Raw genomic sequence first — 15607 nt, 5'->3', positions numbered from 1 at the left:
CGGGAAAAGCGCACAACAAGGGGGAAGTGCAGTGACCGAGCATCCAACGTCGGGCGTGGGGTCGCCCGAACAACCGACCACGCAGATACCTCCACAGACAGCGTCGGCGGCGGACCAGCGGGAGGCCGCGGAGCCGAAGGCCCAATCGGGTGGCGACGACGCCCCTACCCGCGCCTTCGCCGGATTCCGCACCGAACGCCGCGTCCCCGGACCCGAGCGCCAGCAGGCCGCGCCGCCCACGGCGCCCAGGCCGGGTGGCATGCCGCCGTGGGACCCCACACCGCTGACCGGCATCCCGCGGGTCGACCCGACCGCGTACGGCGCCTACTACGACGGTCAGGACGCGCCGCCCACCCAGATCCATGGGGCGCCGCAGCAGCGTCCCGAACACCTGCCGCACACGCCGTACCCGGAGCTGTCCACCGGCATGTTGCTGCGCCCGGTCGCCCCGCCGCCGTCGGACGGCTGGCGGCGGCTGCTGTTCAAACTGTCCGGCGGCCTGATCAACCTGGGCGAGAGCCCGCGGGCAACCCGGTACAACAACCTGGTCGCCCAGGTGAATCGGCCCCTGCGGGGCTCCTACCGGGTCGCTTTCCTGTCGCTCAAGGGCGGCGTCGGCAAGACCACGATCGCCGCGACGCTGGGCGCCACCTTCGCCTCCATCCGCGGTGACCGGGTGGTGGCCGTGGACGCCAACCCCGACCGCGGCACACTGAGCCAGAAGATCCCGCTGGAGACGGCGGCGACGGTGCGCCAGCTGCTGCACGACGCCGGCACCATCGAGCGCTACAGCGACGTGCGCCGCTACACCTCCAAGGGTCCGAGCGGTCTCGAGGTGCTGGCGTCCGAAACGGATCCCGCCATCTCGGACGCGTTCAGCGCCGAGGACTACGCGCGGATCCTGGACATCCTGGAACGGTTCTACGGCCTGGTGCTCACCGACTGCGGGCCCGGCCTGCTGCACTCGGTGATGAGCTCGGTGCTGGACAAGGCCGACGCCCTGGTCGTGGTCAGCTCGGCATCCATCGACGGCGCGCGCAGCGCCTCGGCGACGCTGGACTGGCTGGACGCCCACGGCCACGAGGACCTGGTCCGCAATTCCATCGCGGTGATCAACGGGGTGAAGCCCCGCCCGGGCAAGGTCGACATGAACAAGGTGATCGACCACTTCTCCCGGCGCTGCCGCGCGGTTCAGCTGGTGCCGTTCGACCCGCACCTGGAAGAGGGCGCTGAGATCGAACTGGACCGGCTACGCCGCGGGACGCGCGAAGCGCTCACCGAGCTGGCCGCCATTGTCGCCGACGGGTTCCCCGGTGACCAGCACAACCCGGGAGTGCTCGGCTAGTGGCGATCGCAAGGGCGGCGTAGCCGGGCGCAGCGGGTCGCCACCGTCGGGCTAGTGGCGATCGCAAGGGCGGCGTAGCCGGGCGCAGCGGGTCGCCACCGTCGGGCTAGTGGCGATCGCAAGGGCGGCGTAGCCGGGCGCAGCGGGTCGCCACCGTCGAGCTAGTGGCGGGTCGCCACCGTCGAGCTAGCGCGGGTTGTTGTCGCCATGACCCAACCGCCGCAAGAAGTCTGGATCGTCGTCGGGTCCGATGACGCGCGTCTTCGGCCGGTGGGCCTGCGAGCGCGCCGCACGCCAGCCGACATAGATCAGCGTCCCCAAAATCACGACGAGCAGCAGGTAGAGCACCAAACACCTCCTTGGGGCGAATATACCCGCGCCGTAGGCTCAGGCTGTGTCACAAGAAGCTAGCGACGACAGCACCGGCAGCACGGAGAACCACGCCGACGGCGAGGACACGGCGCAACGGTCCGGAAATCGCGTCGCCGTCCACGTTGCCGCCTACATCGCGGCGCGGGCGCTGCTGGCGGTGGCGCTCACCGGCGTGATCTACGGTGTCGCGCGCCTGGCGGGCATCACGCAGTTCCCGATCGTGGTGGCAGTGCTGTTCGCCCTGATCATCGCGATGCCGCTGGGCATCTGGGTGTTCGCCCCGCTGCGCCGCCGGGCCACCGCCGCGCTCGCGATCGCCGGGGAGCGCCGCCGCCGGGAGCGCGAACTGCTCCAGGCCCGACTACACGGGGACGCCGCCGACGAGGGCGGCGACCAGGAATCAGGGCGCAGTTAGCCGTTCGGCAGCCGCACGACCTGAGCGGCGTAGCTCAGGCCCGCGCCGTAACCGAGCAGCAGGGCCAGGTCGCCGGCCTTGGCCGCGCCGGTCTCCAGCACTTCGGCCATCGCCAGCGGGATGGACGCCGCCGAGGTGTTTCCGGTGTGTTCGATGTCGTTGGCGACGACCGCATCCGGGCGCAGATCGAGGCTCTTGGCCAGCACCTCGTTGATCCGGCTGTTGGCCTGGTGCGGCAGGAACACGTCGATTTCGTCGGGCCGGATGCCCGCCGCGTCCATCGCCTGCCGGCCGACCTTGCCCATCTCGAATGCCGCCCACCGGAACACCGCGCTGCCTTCGAGCCTCAGGTACGGGCGCTCGCCGGTGCGGTTGTCGAGGAAGTCGATCCACTCGATGTCCTGGCGGATGGCCGTGGCCTGCGCGCCGTTGCTGCCCCAGACCGTGGGTCCGATGCCCTGGTCGGGTGTCTCGCCCACCACCACCCCGGCCGCGCCGTCGGCGAAGATGAAGCAGTTGCTCCGGTCCTGCATGTCCACGGTGCAGGACAGCTTCTCCGAACCGAGCACCAACGCCGTGGCCGCCGTCCCGCCGCGAATCATGTCCGCCGCCACGCCCAGCGCGTAGCCGAAGCCCGCGCAGCCGGCCGAGATGTCGAACGCGGGCACCCCGGTGGCACCCAACGCCGTCGCGACCGCCGGCGCGCACGGGGGGGTCTGGGTGAAATGGGTGCTGGTAGCGACGAGGACGCAATCAATGTCGGATGACTCGAGGGAGGCCTTGGCGATCGCCTCCAGCCCGGCCGTGGTCGCCATGGAGGTGACGGATTCGTCGCGCCTGGCGAACCGGCGGGTTTTGATTCCGGTGCGCGAATAGATCCACTCGTCGGACGAGTCGATGTTCTCGCACAGCTCGTCGTTGGTGACCACCCGCTCGGGCCGGTATGACCCGACGCTGAGCAAGCCGATGTTCTTGGGCCCGCTGGTCGCGGCAATCTGATTCATTGCGGTCCTTCGCTATCTCCGGAGCCGACGCAAAAGTACCCCAAAGGGGGCGTCCTCGGAGGCCTTTGCCTGCACTATAGGTAACCCCCGACCGGCCGTTAGGTAGCCAGCGCCAACGCCGCGGCCACCGCGACCGCCCACACCACCATCGCCAGCCCGGTATCGCGCAGCACAGGGATCAGCTCCGGACCCCCGCGGCCCGATCGCACCGGGCCCGCCGCGCGCAGCGCCAGCGGAGTGGCCACCAGTCCCACGGCGCACCACGGTGTCGCCAGCATGAGCACCAGGGTCAGCGCCCCGGCGGTTCCCAGCAGCGCCTGGTACAGGATCCGGGTGCGGGCGTCGCCCAGCCGCACCGCCAGCGTCACCTTTCCCGAGCGCGCGTCGGTCGGAATGTCCCGCAGGTTGTTCGCCACCAGCACCGACGACGACAGCGCCCCAGTCGACACCGCCAGCACGAGGCCCACCCAGTCCACCCGCAGCGCCTGGGTGTACTGGGTGCCCAGCACGGCGACGAGCCCGAAGAACAGGAACACCGCGACCTCGCCGAAACCGGCGTAGCCGTAGGGTTTCGACCCGCCGGTGTACAGCCACGCCCCGGCGATGCAGGCCGCTCCCACCGCGATCAGCCACGGCGCGCTGAACAGCGCCAGCGCGAGCCCGGCGAGCGCGCCGACGGTCAGGCTGGCGGCCGCGGCGGCCAGCACCGCCCGCGGCGCCGCCAGCCGCGAGCCGACCAGGCGCACCGGGCCGGCCCGGTCGTCGTCGGTGCCGCGGATGCCGTCGGAGTAGTCGTTGGCGTAGTTGACGCCGATGGTCAGCGCGAGCGCGACGGCCAGCGCCAGCAACGCCTTCCACCACACCGCGGAATGCAGCCACGCGGCCGCACCGGTTCCCGCGACAACCGGCGCCACCGCGTTGGGCAACGTCCGCGGCCGCGCACCGGAAATCCACTGCCCGAAATTGGCCACACGAACATCCTGCCAGGATGCGGGCGGTCAATCCCCGGGCCCCGCACCCGCGATCACCCCGGGCGTCATGCACCACAATGGTCGGATGCTCGGAGTCATCGGCGGCAGCGGCTTCTACACCTTCTTCGGATCCGACTCCCGCGACGTCGCCGTCGACACCCCGTACGGGCCGCCCAGCGCCCCGGTCACCGTCGGCGCCATCGGCGACCACGAGGTGGCGTTCCTGCCCCGCCACGGCGCCAGCCACGAATTCTCCGCGCACACCGTGCCGTATCGCGCCAACATGTGGGCGCTGCGCAAGCTCGGCGTGCGGCGGGTGCTCGCGCCGTGCGCGGTCGGCAGCCTCACGGCCGAACTCGGACCGGGCACCGTCGTGGTGCCCGACCAACTCGTCGACCGCACCCGGGGCCGCGCCGACACCTACTTCGACTCCGGCGGCATCCACGTCGACTTCGCCGACCCGTACTGCCCGACGCTGCGCGAGGCGGTGACCGGCCTGCCCGACGTGGTCGACGGCGGCACCATGGTGGTGATCCAGGGGCCGCGCTTTTCCACCCGCGCCGAGAGTCGGTGGTTCGCCTCGGCCGGCTTCTCGCTGGTCAACATGACCGGCTATCCGGAGGCGGCGCTCGCCCGCGAGCTCGAAATATGCTATGCGACAATCGCTTTGGTGACCGACCTGGATGCCGGTGTGACCGCCGGGGAGGGCGTGAAGACCGTCGACGTGTTCGCCGAATTCGAGAAGAACATCAAAGTGTTCAAAACGCTGGTCGGCCGGGCCATCGGCCGGATCGCCGCCGACCGCACGTGCACGCACTGCCTGCCGCATGCGGGGGTCACCCTGCCCATCGAGCTGCCGTGAGGGTGCTGCTGACCGGGGCGGCCGGCTTCATCGGTTCGCGGGTGGGCGCCGCGCTGCGCGCCGCGGGGCATGACGTGGTCGCCGTCGACGCGCTGCTGCCCGCCGCGCACGGCCCAAACCCGGTGCTGCCGCGGGGATGTCACCGCGTCGACGTGCGCGACGCCGACGCGCTGGCCCCGCTGCTGGCCGGCGTGGACGTGGTGTGCCATCAGGCGGCGATGGTGGGTGCGGGCGTGGACGCCGCCGACGCCCCCGCCTACGGCGGCCACAACGACCTGGCCACCACGGTCCTGCTGGCGCAGATGTTCGCCGCCGGGGTGCGGCGCCTGGTGCTTGCCTCGTCGATGGTGGTGTACGGGCAGGGGCGCTATTACTGCGAACAACACGGGCCCGTGGATCCGCTGCCGCGGCGCCGCGCGGACCTCGACGCCGGAATCTTCGAGCACCGGTGCCCGGTCGGCGGGGAGGAGCTGCAGTGGCTCCTGGTCGACGAGGACGCCTGCCTGCGGCCGCGGAGCCTGTACGCCGCCAGCAAGACAGCCCAGGAGCATTACGCGCTGGCCTGGTCGGAGGCCACCGGTGGTTCGGTGGTGGCGCTGCGCTACCACAACGTCTACGGCCCCGGCATGCCGCGCGACACCCCGTACTCCGGGGTGGCGGCGATCTTTCGGTCGGCGCTGGAAAAAGGTGACCCACCAAAGGTTTTCGAGGACGGCGGGCAGATGCGCGACTTCGTCCACGTCGACGACGTGGCCGCCGCCAACGTCGCGGCGACACAGTGGGGCGAGGGTTTCACCGCGGTCAATGTCTGTTCGGGACAACCCATTTCGATTGCGCAGGTGGCCGGCGCGCTGTGCGACGCGCGCGGCGCTTCGTTGTCCCCGGTGGTCACCGGGCAGTACCGCAGCGGCGACGTGCGCCACATCGTCGCCGACCCGTCGCGGGCCGCAGAGGTGCTCGGTTTCCGGGCGGCCGTCGCGCCGGGGGACGGGCTGCGCGAGTTCGCCTTCGCGCCCCTTCGCTAACCCTGCGGCGGGCGGTAGATCTGCGGCTTCTGCGCGGGAATCTGGCGCGTGCCGGAGTCGTCACCGCGGAAGATCCGGGGCGCATTGGCCAGCGGCGGTATCTCCGTGGTGGGCGGTTCGTTGTCTCCACCGGGGACGCCGGCCGGGATGCGGGTGGTCGCCGCAGCCGACGGGCCCGCGCCCTGGCCCACCGGGACTCGGGTGGTGGGTGCCGCCGCATTCGCCGCGGCGGCGCGCCTGCGGGCGGCGCGACGGGCCAGCCGTCGACCGCTCAGATGCCCGGTGACGATGGCCGCCACCAGGATGCCCAGGGCCAGGCCGCACAGCGTCACGTCGAAGGTGCTGGTGATCTGCTGGGCCAGGTTGTTGCCGTAGACCGGGTGCAGCGCAGGCGAATTGGGTGAGTTTTCGAACCGCGGCGCCAGCTCGAGGCCGACGACGACGCGGGCGACGCTGAGCGTGGCGACGAGCCCGCACAGCGACGTGACCATTCTCGCCGAGAGGGTGGCCAGCCTGCGGCGCAGCCAGATCGCCAGCACCGCGGTGGCCAGATCGAACGCTGCCAGCACGATGCTGGAGTACCGGGAGAACGGGTAGTTCAGGATCACGCCGACGACCAGGTCGGTGATCCGCATCGCCACCGATCCCACGGACCAAACGGCGATGAGCAGCAAGCCATTTCGGGTCGTCGCGCGCCACGCGGACTCCTCGGTCGGCGAGGCGTTCCGGCGACCGAACAGGGCCCGCGGCGCGAACAGTGCCGCGCCGGCCGCCCACGCCAGGTAGCCCTCGAACCCGACGCCGGCGGTGGACGTGTTCTGCGCGATGCCGTGGAACGCGTCGATGTCACGCCCGGCGGGCAGGAACCACACCAGGACCCCGGCGGCCAGCGTCGATGCGCCGAGCGCGACGGTGGTCAGCCGGCTTTCCCGCGCGCTGCGCAGCAGCCACCGCGCGGCGACCAGCACCGCGATCAGCGCCACCGCGCCGTACACCACCGCGGTCGCGATCACGGCGATGTTCTGCTTGCCGAATTCCTCGGCGCCGCCGGTGCTTTGCAGCGCGTATCGGACCCGCCAGTACAGGTTGAAGCCGAAGCTGAGCACCGCCGCGAGCATCGACAGCGAGCCGATGACCCGCGCCGACCGGTGCCACCCGGTGGACTCGTCGCCGGCCGGAACCGGTCCGGCAAGCGCACCGGTCGGCACCGCCTGGGCGCTCAACAGCGAGCCGGCGATCCCGGCCCACGCTCCCGGGCCGACACCGCCCGGCACGTTGACCGTGCCACCGAAGCGGACGGTCTCGTACGCGTCGAACACCACGAAGGCGAGCACCAGCAGCAGGTACGGGACATTGAGCGCCAGTCGAAGCCGGGCGGCCCGCGCCGGGTTGAACCGAGCGCCCGCCGACCGCCACGAACCGGCGACCACGACTGCGACGACGGCCAGCACCGTCACCGCGATCAACACCCCGAACAGGATCGTGCTGCTGTCGGGGATCCCGAAGCCGAAGTAGAGGTTCCACGGCAGGAATACCGCGAGGACAAGCAGCGCCACCGCGGTCAGGTCACCGACGACGTGCCGGTACCGCTTCGTTCCGGCCGCCGCGGTTGCGGCGCCGCCCGTGGCGTGCGGGCGGATGATGCGCGGCGCCGGTGCCTGCTGCGTCTGGCCGCGGATGGGACCGGTCGGCGTCTCGTCGCTGCTCTGGCTCACCATGCCCCCCGGGATTCAAGGACGGATATTCTTGGCGTAGCTTCAGGCACTCGGCGAGGGGTTACCCCGCCGAGTGAAATGCACTGCTCGCTTGCGAACATATTCTCCGTTCGGATGCCGTGGCAGTGGCTGTGGCCGGCTGCTGGGGCGGAGATGATTCCGCGGTGAGGCGTCCTGTCGTTCGAAAAGCTGGTTACGCTGCGCTAGTAGACGAAGCTCGTCGCCTGAATGATTGATAGTGCCAACGGTATCGCAAGTGTAATGATGCCGGGACATTGCTGGTTGCGGGGTAGCCGGCGTGAAGGAGAACCGGGATGGACGTCGTTTTGGGGGTTGCGGTCACCGGACCCGTCGCGCGCTTGGCCCTGGTCGGGTCGGGCGCGCAGGGGGCCGACGTGATCGACCAATCCGTCGTCGACCTCGCTGACAATCCGATCGGGACGCTGACCGAGACCGTGGTCGGCACGAACCGGCTGCTGGCCGGTGAGAACCACCGGCTGGTCGGCACCCGGCTGTGCTGGACCGACCATCCCGCCGCCGACCAGCTGCGGCGGGCGCTGGAGGACTCGGGCGTGCACAACGTCGCGGTGCTCTCGGAATCGCAGGCGGTGGCCGCCCTGATGCGTGCGGCCGGCCGGCCCGGCGCGGCGCTGGTGATGGACGACGCGACGGCGACTCTGTCGATGGTGGGTTCGGGTGACGGCGATCCCGACGCGCCGCCAACCGTGTTGGCCAGCCAGCCACTGGCGGGTGCGTCGGGCGGCGATGCGACGGCGGCCTTCCACACCATGATGGCGAACCTGAGCGCCCACCCCGACGCCCCGCGGGATGTGTACCTGCTCGGTGCGTCCCCCGATCTGAACCGGGTCGCCGACGAGCTTCGCGACGCGTCGACCATGCGGGTGCAGGTCGCCGAGGATCCCACGTTTGCGCTCGCCCGCGGCGCCGCGATCGCCGCCGCGCCGGCTGCGGTGCTGGGAGCCGGGGGTGCGACGGCCATGGCGCCGGCGATCGGGCTGACCGGTGACGAGACCGCCATGGCCCCGGCAGCCGGGGATGCCACCGCGATGGCCCCGGCGTTCGGGGATGCCACGGCGATGGCCCCGGCGGCGGGGCTCACCGGGGATGAGACCACCGTCGTGCCGGCATCGGAATTCGCCGATCCGAACGCCGAAGACCACCAACTGGCCTATTCGATGGCCGACGGGGGCGAGCAGTACCCGGGCGAATTCGATGAGTACGACCCCGAATTCGACGACTACGAGTACGGCGACGAGTACGGCGACGTTGACGAGGAGGCGCCGACGAAGCTGTCGCGGCGATCGCTGGTGGTCGGCAATGCCGTCGTCGCCTTCGCGGTCGTCGGGTTGGCGTCGCTGGCCACCGCGATCGCGGTCGCCGTTGAACCGACCGCCAGCCGGCAGCCGGTGGTGGGCGTCCAGAACGGCACCCCCGGCAAGTTCATGCCGATCCTGCCGAGCCAGCAGCAGGCGCCGCTGCCCCCGCCCCCGGCCGATGCGCCCAACGCCGGATTCCAGGGCGGCACCGTCCCGGCTCCCAACAACGTCCCGGCCCCCCAGCAGGTCGCGCCCCCGTCGGGAGGCGGCGTGCCCGCCGGCCCCGTCCCCGAGGCGCCGGTCAACCCCGGTGTCGTGCCCAATCCCAATCCGGGTTGGGCGCCTCGCCCGAATCCCATTGTGCCGGTACCTATTCCGATTCCCATCCCGATCCCTGGGTGGGGGCCGAACTATCCGCCCTACAACCCTCCCTACAACCCGCCTTACACGCCGCCGACGACCACGCCCTATTCGCCGCCGACCACCACCTACCAGCCGCCGACGAGCACGTATTCGCCGCCGACGACGACGTATTCGCCGCCGAGCACCACGCACCAGCCGCCGACGAGCACGTATTCGCCGCCGAGCACCCGGGAAACCACCCAGGCGCCGCCACCGACGCACACCCAGCAGACCCTGCCGCCCACTCATTCCCAGCAGCCGGTCTACCCGCAGCAGCCGATGTACCCGCAGGAGCCACACCCTCACCGCGGATTCTGAGCGTGCCCGAGGCCGACGGTCCGGTGACGGTGGTCCTGCCCTGCCTCAACGAAGAGGAGTCGCTGCCCGCGGTGCTGGCCGCCATTCCCGCCGGCTACCGGGCGTTGGTGGTGGACAACAACAGCACCGATGACACCGCCGGGGTCGCGAGCCGGCACGGCGCGCGCGTCGTCGCCGAACCGCGGGCCGGATACGGCTCGGCCGTCCATGCGGGCGTGCTGGCCGCGACTACACCGATCGTGGCGGTCATCGACGCCGACGGATCGATGGACGGCGGTGATCTGCCCCGGCTGGTCGCCGAGCTCGAGCGGGGCGCCGACCTGGTGACCGGCCGGCGCCGGCCGGTGCCCGGGCTGCACTGGCCGTGGGTGGCCCGGGTCGGCACTGTCGTGATGAGCTGGCGGCTGCGCACCCGACACGGCCTGCCGGTGCACGACATCGCGCCGATGCGAGTGGCCCGCCGCGATGCGCTGTTGCAACTGGGCGTCGTCGACCGGCGGTCGGGATATCCGCTGGAATTGCTGGTGCGTGCCGCGGCCGCCGGCTGGCGCGTCGTCGAACTCGACGTCAGCTACGGCCCGCGGACGGGCGGCAAGTCGAAGGTCAGCGGTTCGCTGCGGGGCAGCATCACCGCCATCCTCGACTTCTGGAAGGTGATTTCGTGAGCGAGCTGCCGGTGACCCTGCTGGTGGTCGCCAAGGCGCCCGAGCCGGGCCGCGCCAAGACGCGGCTCGCGGCGACCGTCGGCGACCGGGTCGCCGCCGAAATCGCCGCCGCCGCACTGCTCGACACGCTCGACGCGGTGGCCGCGGCCCCGGTGGCCGCGCGGGTGGTCGCCCTCACCGGCGACCTGGACGCCGCGGCGAACGCCGCCGAGATCCGGCAGCGGCTGGCGTCGTTCACGGTGATCGCCCAGCGCGGTGCGGATTTCGCGGCCCGGCTCGCCAACGCGCACGCCGACGCGGCCGGCGGGTTTCCGGTGCTGCAGATCGGCATGGACACCCCCCAGGTGAGTGCGGACCTGTTGGCCGGCTGCGCGCGCCGGCTGCTCGAGACGCAGGCCGTGCTCGGGCCGGCCCGCGACGGTGGCTGGTGGGTGCTCGGCGTGCGGGAGCCCGCGATGGCGCAGTGCCTGCACACCGTGCCGATGTCCGCATCCGACACCGGCGATCTGACCTTGAAGGCGTTGCGCGACAATGGCATTGACGTGGTGACCGTTGAGGCGCTCGCCGACGTGGACTTGGTCGACGACGTCGCGGTGGTGCGTGACGCCTGTGCGCCCACCAGCCGGTTCGCGCGCCTCACCCGCGTGGCCGGCCTCTAGGCGCGCTACCAGTTCGTCAGGATGACCGTGTTGAGGGCCAGCGCGCCGATAGCGTTGAGCGCCAACCAGATCCGCTGGGCATGCACCGGCAGCAGTGCGGCCGCCGCGGTGAGCCAGATGGTGAACGGCAGCCAGATGCGTTCCACCTCGGCCTTGCTGAGCATGCTCAGGTCCGCGAAGACGACGGCGGCCAACAGGCCCAACAGCAGCAGGTGAAAACCGGAGCGGCGGCGGATGGCGGGCCAGTCGAACACCCTGCTGATTCCGGCGACGCCGCCCAACCCGATCGCGCAGACCACGCACGCCAGGTTGGCCCAGCTCCAATACTGGAACGGCCGGTCTTTGGCGATGCCCTGCCAATAGCGTTGCTGCACCAGGGTATAGCCGTCGAACCAGAAGAACCCCGCGACCGCGAAGGCGACCGCCACCGCGATCGCGGCCAGCGCCGCCGGGCCCAGGGCCCGCAGGATCGCCCGCCAGTCCGCCCAGCCGTTGCCCGGCCTCTGTGCGGATGCCAGCACCGCCAACGCCGGCAATCCCATCAACATCAGGCCGTAGTTACAGAACACCCCCCAGCCCAGCAGCAGGCCCGCGCCCGCGGCCGTCATCGCGGGGAAGCGGACCGGGCGGTGCACCGCCACGGCCAGCAGCGCGATGCCCCATGCCGCCACCCCGGCGAAGTAGCCGTCGGCCGACACCGCTACCCAGATCGCCGTTGGCGCCAGGGCGACGAACGGCGCGGCGCGCCGCGCGGTCGGCTCGTCGGCCAGCGCGCGCACGGCGATCAGCACCGCGGCCGCCGCGCTCGAGCCGGCCAGCAGGCACAGCAGCCCGGCCCAGGCGCCGCCGTGCAGGCCGAGCCGATTCAGCCAGACGAACGTCAGCAGCGCACCGGGTGGATGCCCGGACACGTGGGTGGTCCACGAGTTCGGCTGGTAGTCCACGATCCGACTGGCGAACGTGCGCAGCGTGACACCGATGTCGGTGATGCTCGGCACCTGCGACAGGTATTCGTCGCGGGTGGTCAGCCGCCCGGCGAAGCCGCGCTGCCAGCCGTCGATCATCGCCAGCACGAACGCCCACCCGCACGCGGTGGCCCAGCTGCCCAGCGTCAGTGCGCGCCACGAAAGGCGTTGCGCCAGAATCGGTCCCCACGCGACGACGGCGATCGCCAGGGCGATGGCCGGCCCGGTTCCCCAGCCGGCGTGGATCAGCCATTCGCCGAAGATCGGTGCGGCGCCGGCGTGGGTGGCGAACTTCTCGGCACCGACGTCCAGACGCGGCCGCACGCCCAGGTTGAGCCGCGGCAGCGCGAACGCCGCCGCCACCAGCAGCACCCCGACCGTGACCGCTACCGCCTCGCGCACTGCCTCCCGTCGAGCGATCCTCACGGACGAACAGCCTATTGATCGCGCGGGCCGGCGAACCGGCGCACCAATGCCGCCCGGTCGACCTTGCCGATGCCGCGGTGGGGCAGGGCGTCGACGATGTGCAGCTCGCGCGGCGCGGCGGTGGCGTCCAGGGTGCGGGTCACCTGCGCGCGCAGCGCGTCCAGGGTCGGCTCGGCGGACCCGTCGCGCACCACGATCGCGGCGACCACCCGCTGCCCCAGCCGGTCGTCGGCCACCCCGAACACCGCGCAATCGCTCACGGCCGGATGGGTGCACAGGGCCGCCTCGACCGGCTGCGGCAGCACGGTCAGCCCGCCCGTGCTGATCGCGTCGTCGGCGCGGCCCAGCACGGTCAGCACGCCGGCGTCGCTGACGGCGCCGAGGTCGTCGGTCGCAAACCAGCCCGGTTCGGCGAACGGATCCGGGTCAACCGGGTTGCGGTAGCCCTTGGCCAGCGTCGCGCCGCCGATGACGATGCGCCCGTCGACCGTGCGCAGCCGCACCCCGTCCAGCGGGACGCCGTCGTACACGCAGCCCCCGGCGGTCTCGCTCATCCCGTAGGTGCGGACCACTGTGATGCCCGCCGCGGCCGCGTCGTCGAGGACCGGTCGCGGCGCGGGTCCGCCGCCGAGCAGCACGGCGTCCAGTTCGGCGAGGGCGCCCGCGGCCGCCGGGTCGCCGAGCGCCTTGGCCAGCTGCGTGGCAACCAGCGAGGTATAGCGCCGCCCCGAGCCCAATGCCCTTATCGCACCGGGTAATTCGGCGATGTCGAATCCGGCGGAGACGTCCATCTCGATCGGTGCCGAGCCGGCGAGCAGGCTGCGCACCAGAACCTGCACCCCGGCGATGTGGTGGGCCGGCAGGGCGAGCAGCCAGCTGCCCGGCCCGCCGAGGCGGTCATGGGTGGCCGCCGCGCTGGCCGTCAAAGCGGCCGCGGTCAGCAAAGCGCCCTTGGGAATTCCCGTCGTTCCCGACGTCGCCGCGACCAGGGCCACGTCGTCGTCGATGGCCTCCCCGACGCGCAGACCCTCCCGCAGCGCATCCGACTCGCGGTCGTCGCCCGCGGACAGGGCGACCAGTGCGGGGTCACGCCCCTCCAGCACCCGCTGCAGCGCGGGCAACAGTGACGAGACCGCCGAACCCGGCGGGACGTGCAGCGCGCGCAGTACGGCTATGCCGGGTCCCCGGCCTCGTCGGCGTCATCGAAGGGCCAGCCCTGGGCCGCCAACCGCACGCGAACCCGCTCCACATCGCTCGGCGACGGCAACTCATCGGTGATCTGGGTGATCAGCACCCCGATGTCGACATCGTCGAACTCGCCGCGCCGAACCAGTTCGCAGGCCACCGCCTTGGCTTCGTCGCCGGAAAGCCGGCGCGCCAGCAACGCGAGCACCGGGAAGGTGTCGGTCGCTGGAACGCCTTCGGGATATCCCGCGCGGAGCCAGGAGACGATCGAATTGAGGAATCCGTTCACGCTCTGACAACACCCCCCGGTGTTTGGCTTAGCAAATCCGTGGGCACCAATCGATGCTACTTGGCTTTAGCTCCGAGGAAAGGGTAGCCAGTGTGATGCGCGATGAAGTCCCGCGAGATGTACGCCAGCGCAAAGGCGATCACCAGGATCACCACCGCATAGATCGCCCAGGCGATGGCCACCAGCGCCGGGTTCTTTTGTGGTGAACTGCCATCGGTGCTGACCTGTCCGGCGCCGACCGCGTGGAATCGGAGACCCAGGGCGAACAGCGCCGGCAGTGCGGCGCCGGCCAGCATCGCGAAAAGCAGGATCTTGAGCGAGGCCTGGTAGTTGAACCAGTCGCTGAAGTGACTCATGCGTTCGCCTTAATCGTGGGGTCGTCGGAGTCGTACCGGGCAGACGTGCCGGCGGTGGGTCCGGCATCCGAGGGCGGGTGCTGATCGTCGGACTCTTGGAGGCCGGCGGTCAGGTCGCCCTTCCATTCGGCGTTGACGTTGTTGGCGTCGACCTTGACCTTGCGCGACCGGATGTAGATGGTGGCCGAAACCGCGGCCAGCAGCGCGAAGCCCACGATGGCGCCCGGGTAGCCGCCGATCAGGTGGACGGTCCAGTAGGTGAGTGCGCCGACAACGCCGGCCAGCGGAAGCGTGACCAGCCACGCGACACCCATGCGACCGGCGACGCCCCAGCGGACCTCGCCGCCGGGCTTGCCCAGCCCGCTGCCCAGCACCGAGCCGGTGCAGACCTGCGTCGTCGACAGCGCGTATCCGAAGTGGGTGGAGAGCAAAATCACCGCGGCCGAGGATGATTCGGCCGCCATGCCCTGCGGCGACTGAATTTCGACCAGTCCCTTGCCCAGCGTGCGGATGATCCGCCAGCCGCCCAGGTAGGTGCCCGCCGCCATCGACACCGCGCAAGCGACAATGACCCATAGGGGCGGCATGGCGGTGTTTCTGCTGATCGAGCCGTAGGACATCAGCGCCAGGAAGATGATGCCCATCGTCTTCTGTGCGTCGCCGGTCCCGTGCGCCAGCGACACCAGCGACGCTGAGCCCCACTGGCCGTACCGGAACCCGGCCTCGGTGCGACCAGTCTCCAGACCGCGGGTGATCCGGTACACGAGCCAGGTCGCGATCGCCCCGACTGCGATGGCCAGGATCGCGGCCACCACGGCCGGGATGAGTACGTGCGACACCAGGCCCTTCCAGAGCACGCCGTGTCCGCCGACGGCGGCGATGGTGGCGCCGACGATGCCGCCGATCAAGGCGTGCGACGAACTCGAGGGGATGCCGAGGAGCCAGGTCAGCAGGTTCCACACGATGCCGCCGACGAGGCCGGCGAAAACCAGCTCCAGCGTCACGATGTGCCCGTCGATCAAGCCTTTGGCGATCGTCGCGGCGACGGCGGTGGACATGAACGCACCCACGAGGTTCAGCACCGCGGACAGCGCGACCGCTACTTTCGGCTTGAGCGCACCGCTGGCGATCGAGGTCGCCATCGCGTTGCCCGTGTCGTGGAAGCCATTCGTGAAATCGAAAGCCAATGCCGTGATTACGACAATGATCAAGAGGAACAATTGGATGTTCACAGCGCCTGATTCTGGTGGTAGGAGGTTTCCATTGTCGAATGCTGGGGGAGGCGAATCGCGGGTG

At 71.0% G+C, this 15607-nt stretch carries 16 protein-coding genes; 7 read left to right on the top strand and 9 right to left on the bottom strand.

Features of this window, described 5'->3' with window-relative positions; genetic code table 11:
• Positions 1-31: 31 nt before the first annotated feature.
• Positions 32-1345, top strand: a complete 1314-nt coding sequence (locus A5760_RS17380) for a MinD/ParA family ATP-binding protein (RefSeq protein WP_064882967.1) — start codon at positions 32-34, stop codon at positions 1343-1345.
• A 186-nt stretch (positions 1346-1531) separates the two neighbouring features.
• Here the strand turns inward: A5760_RS17380 and A5760_RS26725 are convergent, their stop codons facing one another.
• Complete coding sequence (locus tag A5760_RS26725) at positions 1532-1693, bottom strand: hypothetical protein (protein WP_085977768.1); 162 nt, start codon at positions 1691-1693, stop codon at positions 1532-1534.
• 46 nt (positions 1694-1739) lie between these two features.
• Between A5760_RS26725 and A5760_RS17375 the strand changes: the two genes are divergently transcribed.
• Positions 1740-2132 (top strand): DUF4229 domain-containing protein, encoded by a 393-nt coding sequence (locus A5760_RS17375; protein WP_064882965.1) that lies wholly within the window; start codon positions 1740-1742, stop codon positions 2130-2132.
• On the opposite strand, the gene A5760_RS17370 is transcribed toward A5760_RS17375, so the two are convergent.
• Together A5760_RS17370 and A5760_RS17365 are read right to left on the bottom strand one after the other, a co-directional pair.
• Entirely contained in the window at positions 2129-3136 is a 1008-nt protein-coding gene (locus tag A5760_RS17370) for a beta-ketoacyl-ACP synthase III (RefSeq protein ID WP_064882963.1), read from the bottom strand. The two genes, A5760_RS17375 and A5760_RS17370, sit on opposite strands and share 4 nt — an antisense overlap.
• Before the next feature lie 98 nt (positions 3137-3234).
• Positions 3235-4107 (bottom strand): 1,4-dihydroxy-2-naphthoate polyprenyltransferase, encoded by an 873-nt coding sequence (locus tag A5760_RS17365; RefSeq protein ID WP_064882961.1) that lies wholly within the window; start codon positions 4105-4107, stop codon positions 3235-3237.
• 85 nt (positions 4108-4192) lie between these two features.
• Between A5760_RS17365 and A5760_RS17360 the strand changes: the two genes are divergently transcribed.
• Positions 4193-4969: an S-methyl-5'-thioadenosine phosphorylase gene (locus tag A5760_RS17360; protein WP_231122655.1), complete on the top strand. Its 777-nt coding sequence runs from the start codon at positions 4193-4195 to the stop codon at positions 4967-4969.
• Positions 4966-5994: an NAD-dependent epimerase/dehydratase family protein gene (locus A5760_RS17355; RefSeq protein WP_064882957.1), complete on the top strand. Its 1029-nt coding sequence runs from the start codon at positions 4966-4968 to the stop codon at positions 5992-5994. The genes A5760_RS17360 and A5760_RS17355 overlap by 4 nt, the downstream gene beginning before the upstream one ends.
• Here the strand turns inward: A5760_RS17355 and A5760_RS17350 are convergent.
• Complete coding sequence (locus A5760_RS17350; RefSeq protein ID WP_064882955.1) at positions 5991-7712, bottom strand: hypothetical protein; 1722 nt, start codon at positions 7710-7712, stop codon at positions 5991-5993. The two genes, A5760_RS17355 and A5760_RS17350, sit on opposite strands and share 4 nt — an antisense overlap.
• Before the next feature lie 311 nt (positions 7713-8023).
• Here A5760_RS17350 and A5760_RS17345 point away from each other — a divergent pair, with 311 nt between their 5' ends.
• Genes A5760_RS17345 through A5760_RS17335 form a run of 3 tightly spaced genes read left to right on the top strand, consistent with a single transcriptional unit; the run spans position 8024 to position 11090 of the window.
• The gene (locus tag A5760_RS17345; protein ID WP_064882953.1) at positions 8024-9766 is read left to right on the top strand and encodes a hypothetical protein; all 1743 of its coding nucleotides are present in this window, start codon (positions 8024-8026) and stop codon (positions 9764-9766) included.
• Between the two features lie 2 nt (positions 9767-9768).
• Complete coding sequence (locus A5760_RS17340) at positions 9769-10431, top strand: glycosyltransferase family 2 protein (RefSeq protein WP_064882952.1); 663 nt, start codon at positions 9769-9771, stop codon at positions 10429-10431.
• The gene (locus tag A5760_RS17335; RefSeq protein ID WP_064882950.1) at positions 10428-11090 is read left to right on the top strand and encodes a TIGR04282 family arsenosugar biosynthesis glycosyltransferase; all 663 of its coding nucleotides are present in this window, start codon (positions 10428-10430) and stop codon (positions 11088-11090) included. Before A5760_RS17340 ends, A5760_RS17335 begins: the two co-directional genes overlap by 4 nt.
• 5 nt (positions 11091-11095) lie before the next feature.
• On the opposite strand, the gene A5760_RS17330 is transcribed toward A5760_RS17335, so the two are convergent.
• From A5760_RS17330 to A5760_RS17310, 5 genes are all read right to left on the bottom strand, one after another.
• On the bottom strand, positions 11096-12457 hold the full coding sequence (locus A5760_RS17330) for a hypothetical protein (RefSeq protein ID WP_082279507.1): 1362 nt from the start codon (positions 12455-12457) through the stop codon (positions 11096-11098).
• A 35-nt stretch (positions 12458-12492) separates the two neighbouring features.
• Positions 12493-13584 (bottom strand): o-succinylbenzoate--CoA ligase, encoded by a 1092-nt coding sequence (gene menE, locus A5760_RS17325; protein ID WP_064883066.1) that lies wholly within the window; start codon positions 13582-13584, stop codon positions 12493-12495.
• A 68-nt stretch (positions 13585-13652) separates the two neighbouring features.
• Positions 13653-13955, bottom strand: coding sequence for a DUF3349 domain-containing protein (locus A5760_RS17320; RefSeq protein ID WP_064882946.1), 303 nt, complete (start codon positions 13953-13955; stop codon positions 13653-13655).
• Positions 13956-14011: 56 nt separating this feature from the next.
• Positions 14012-14311: a hypothetical protein gene (locus A5760_RS17315; protein ID WP_064882944.1), complete on the bottom strand. Its 300-nt coding sequence runs from the start codon at positions 14309-14311 to the stop codon at positions 14012-14014.
• Positions 14308-15543: an inorganic phosphate transporter gene (locus A5760_RS17310; protein ID WP_064882942.1), complete on the bottom strand. Its 1236-nt coding sequence runs from the start codon at positions 15541-15543 to the stop codon at positions 14308-14310. The genes A5760_RS17315 and A5760_RS17310 overlap by 4 nt, the downstream gene beginning before the upstream one ends.
• Positions 15544-15607: the final 64 nt, after the last annotated feature.

Origin of the sequence: Mycobacterium colombiense (genome assembly GCF_001665835.1) — a bacterium.
Classification (GTDB): Bacteria; Actinomycetota; Actinomycetes; order Mycobacteriales; family Mycobacteriaceae; genus Mycobacterium; species Mycobacterium colombiense_A.
The sequence above is the reverse complement of the archived record's forward strand: the minus strand, read 5'-3'. Positions and strand labels throughout refer to the sequence as shown.

What these genes read in the sequence shown, in the direction of transcription:
- A5760_RS17370 (WP_064882963.1), bottom strand. Translation starts at nt 3,136, where the DNA reads ATGAATCAGATTGCCGCGACCAGCGGGCCCAAGAACATCGGCTTGCTC.
- A5760_RS17360 (WP_231122655.1), top strand. Translation starts at nt 4,193, where the DNA reads ATGCTCGGAGTCATCGGCGGCAGCGGCTTCTACACCTTCTTCGGATCC.
- A5760_RS17350 (WP_064882955.1), bottom strand. Translation starts at nt 7,712, where the DNA reads ATGGTGAGCCAGAGCAGCGACGAGACGCCGACCGGTCCCATCCGCGGC.
- A5760_RS17345 (WP_064882953.1), top strand. Translation starts at nt 8,024, where the DNA reads ATGGACGTCGTTTTGGGGGTTGCGGTCACCGGACCCGTCGCGCGCTTG.
- A5760_RS17315 (WP_064882944.1), bottom strand. Translation starts at nt 14,311, where the DNA reads ATGAGTCACTTCAGCGACTGGTTCAACTACCAGGCCTCGCTCAAGATC.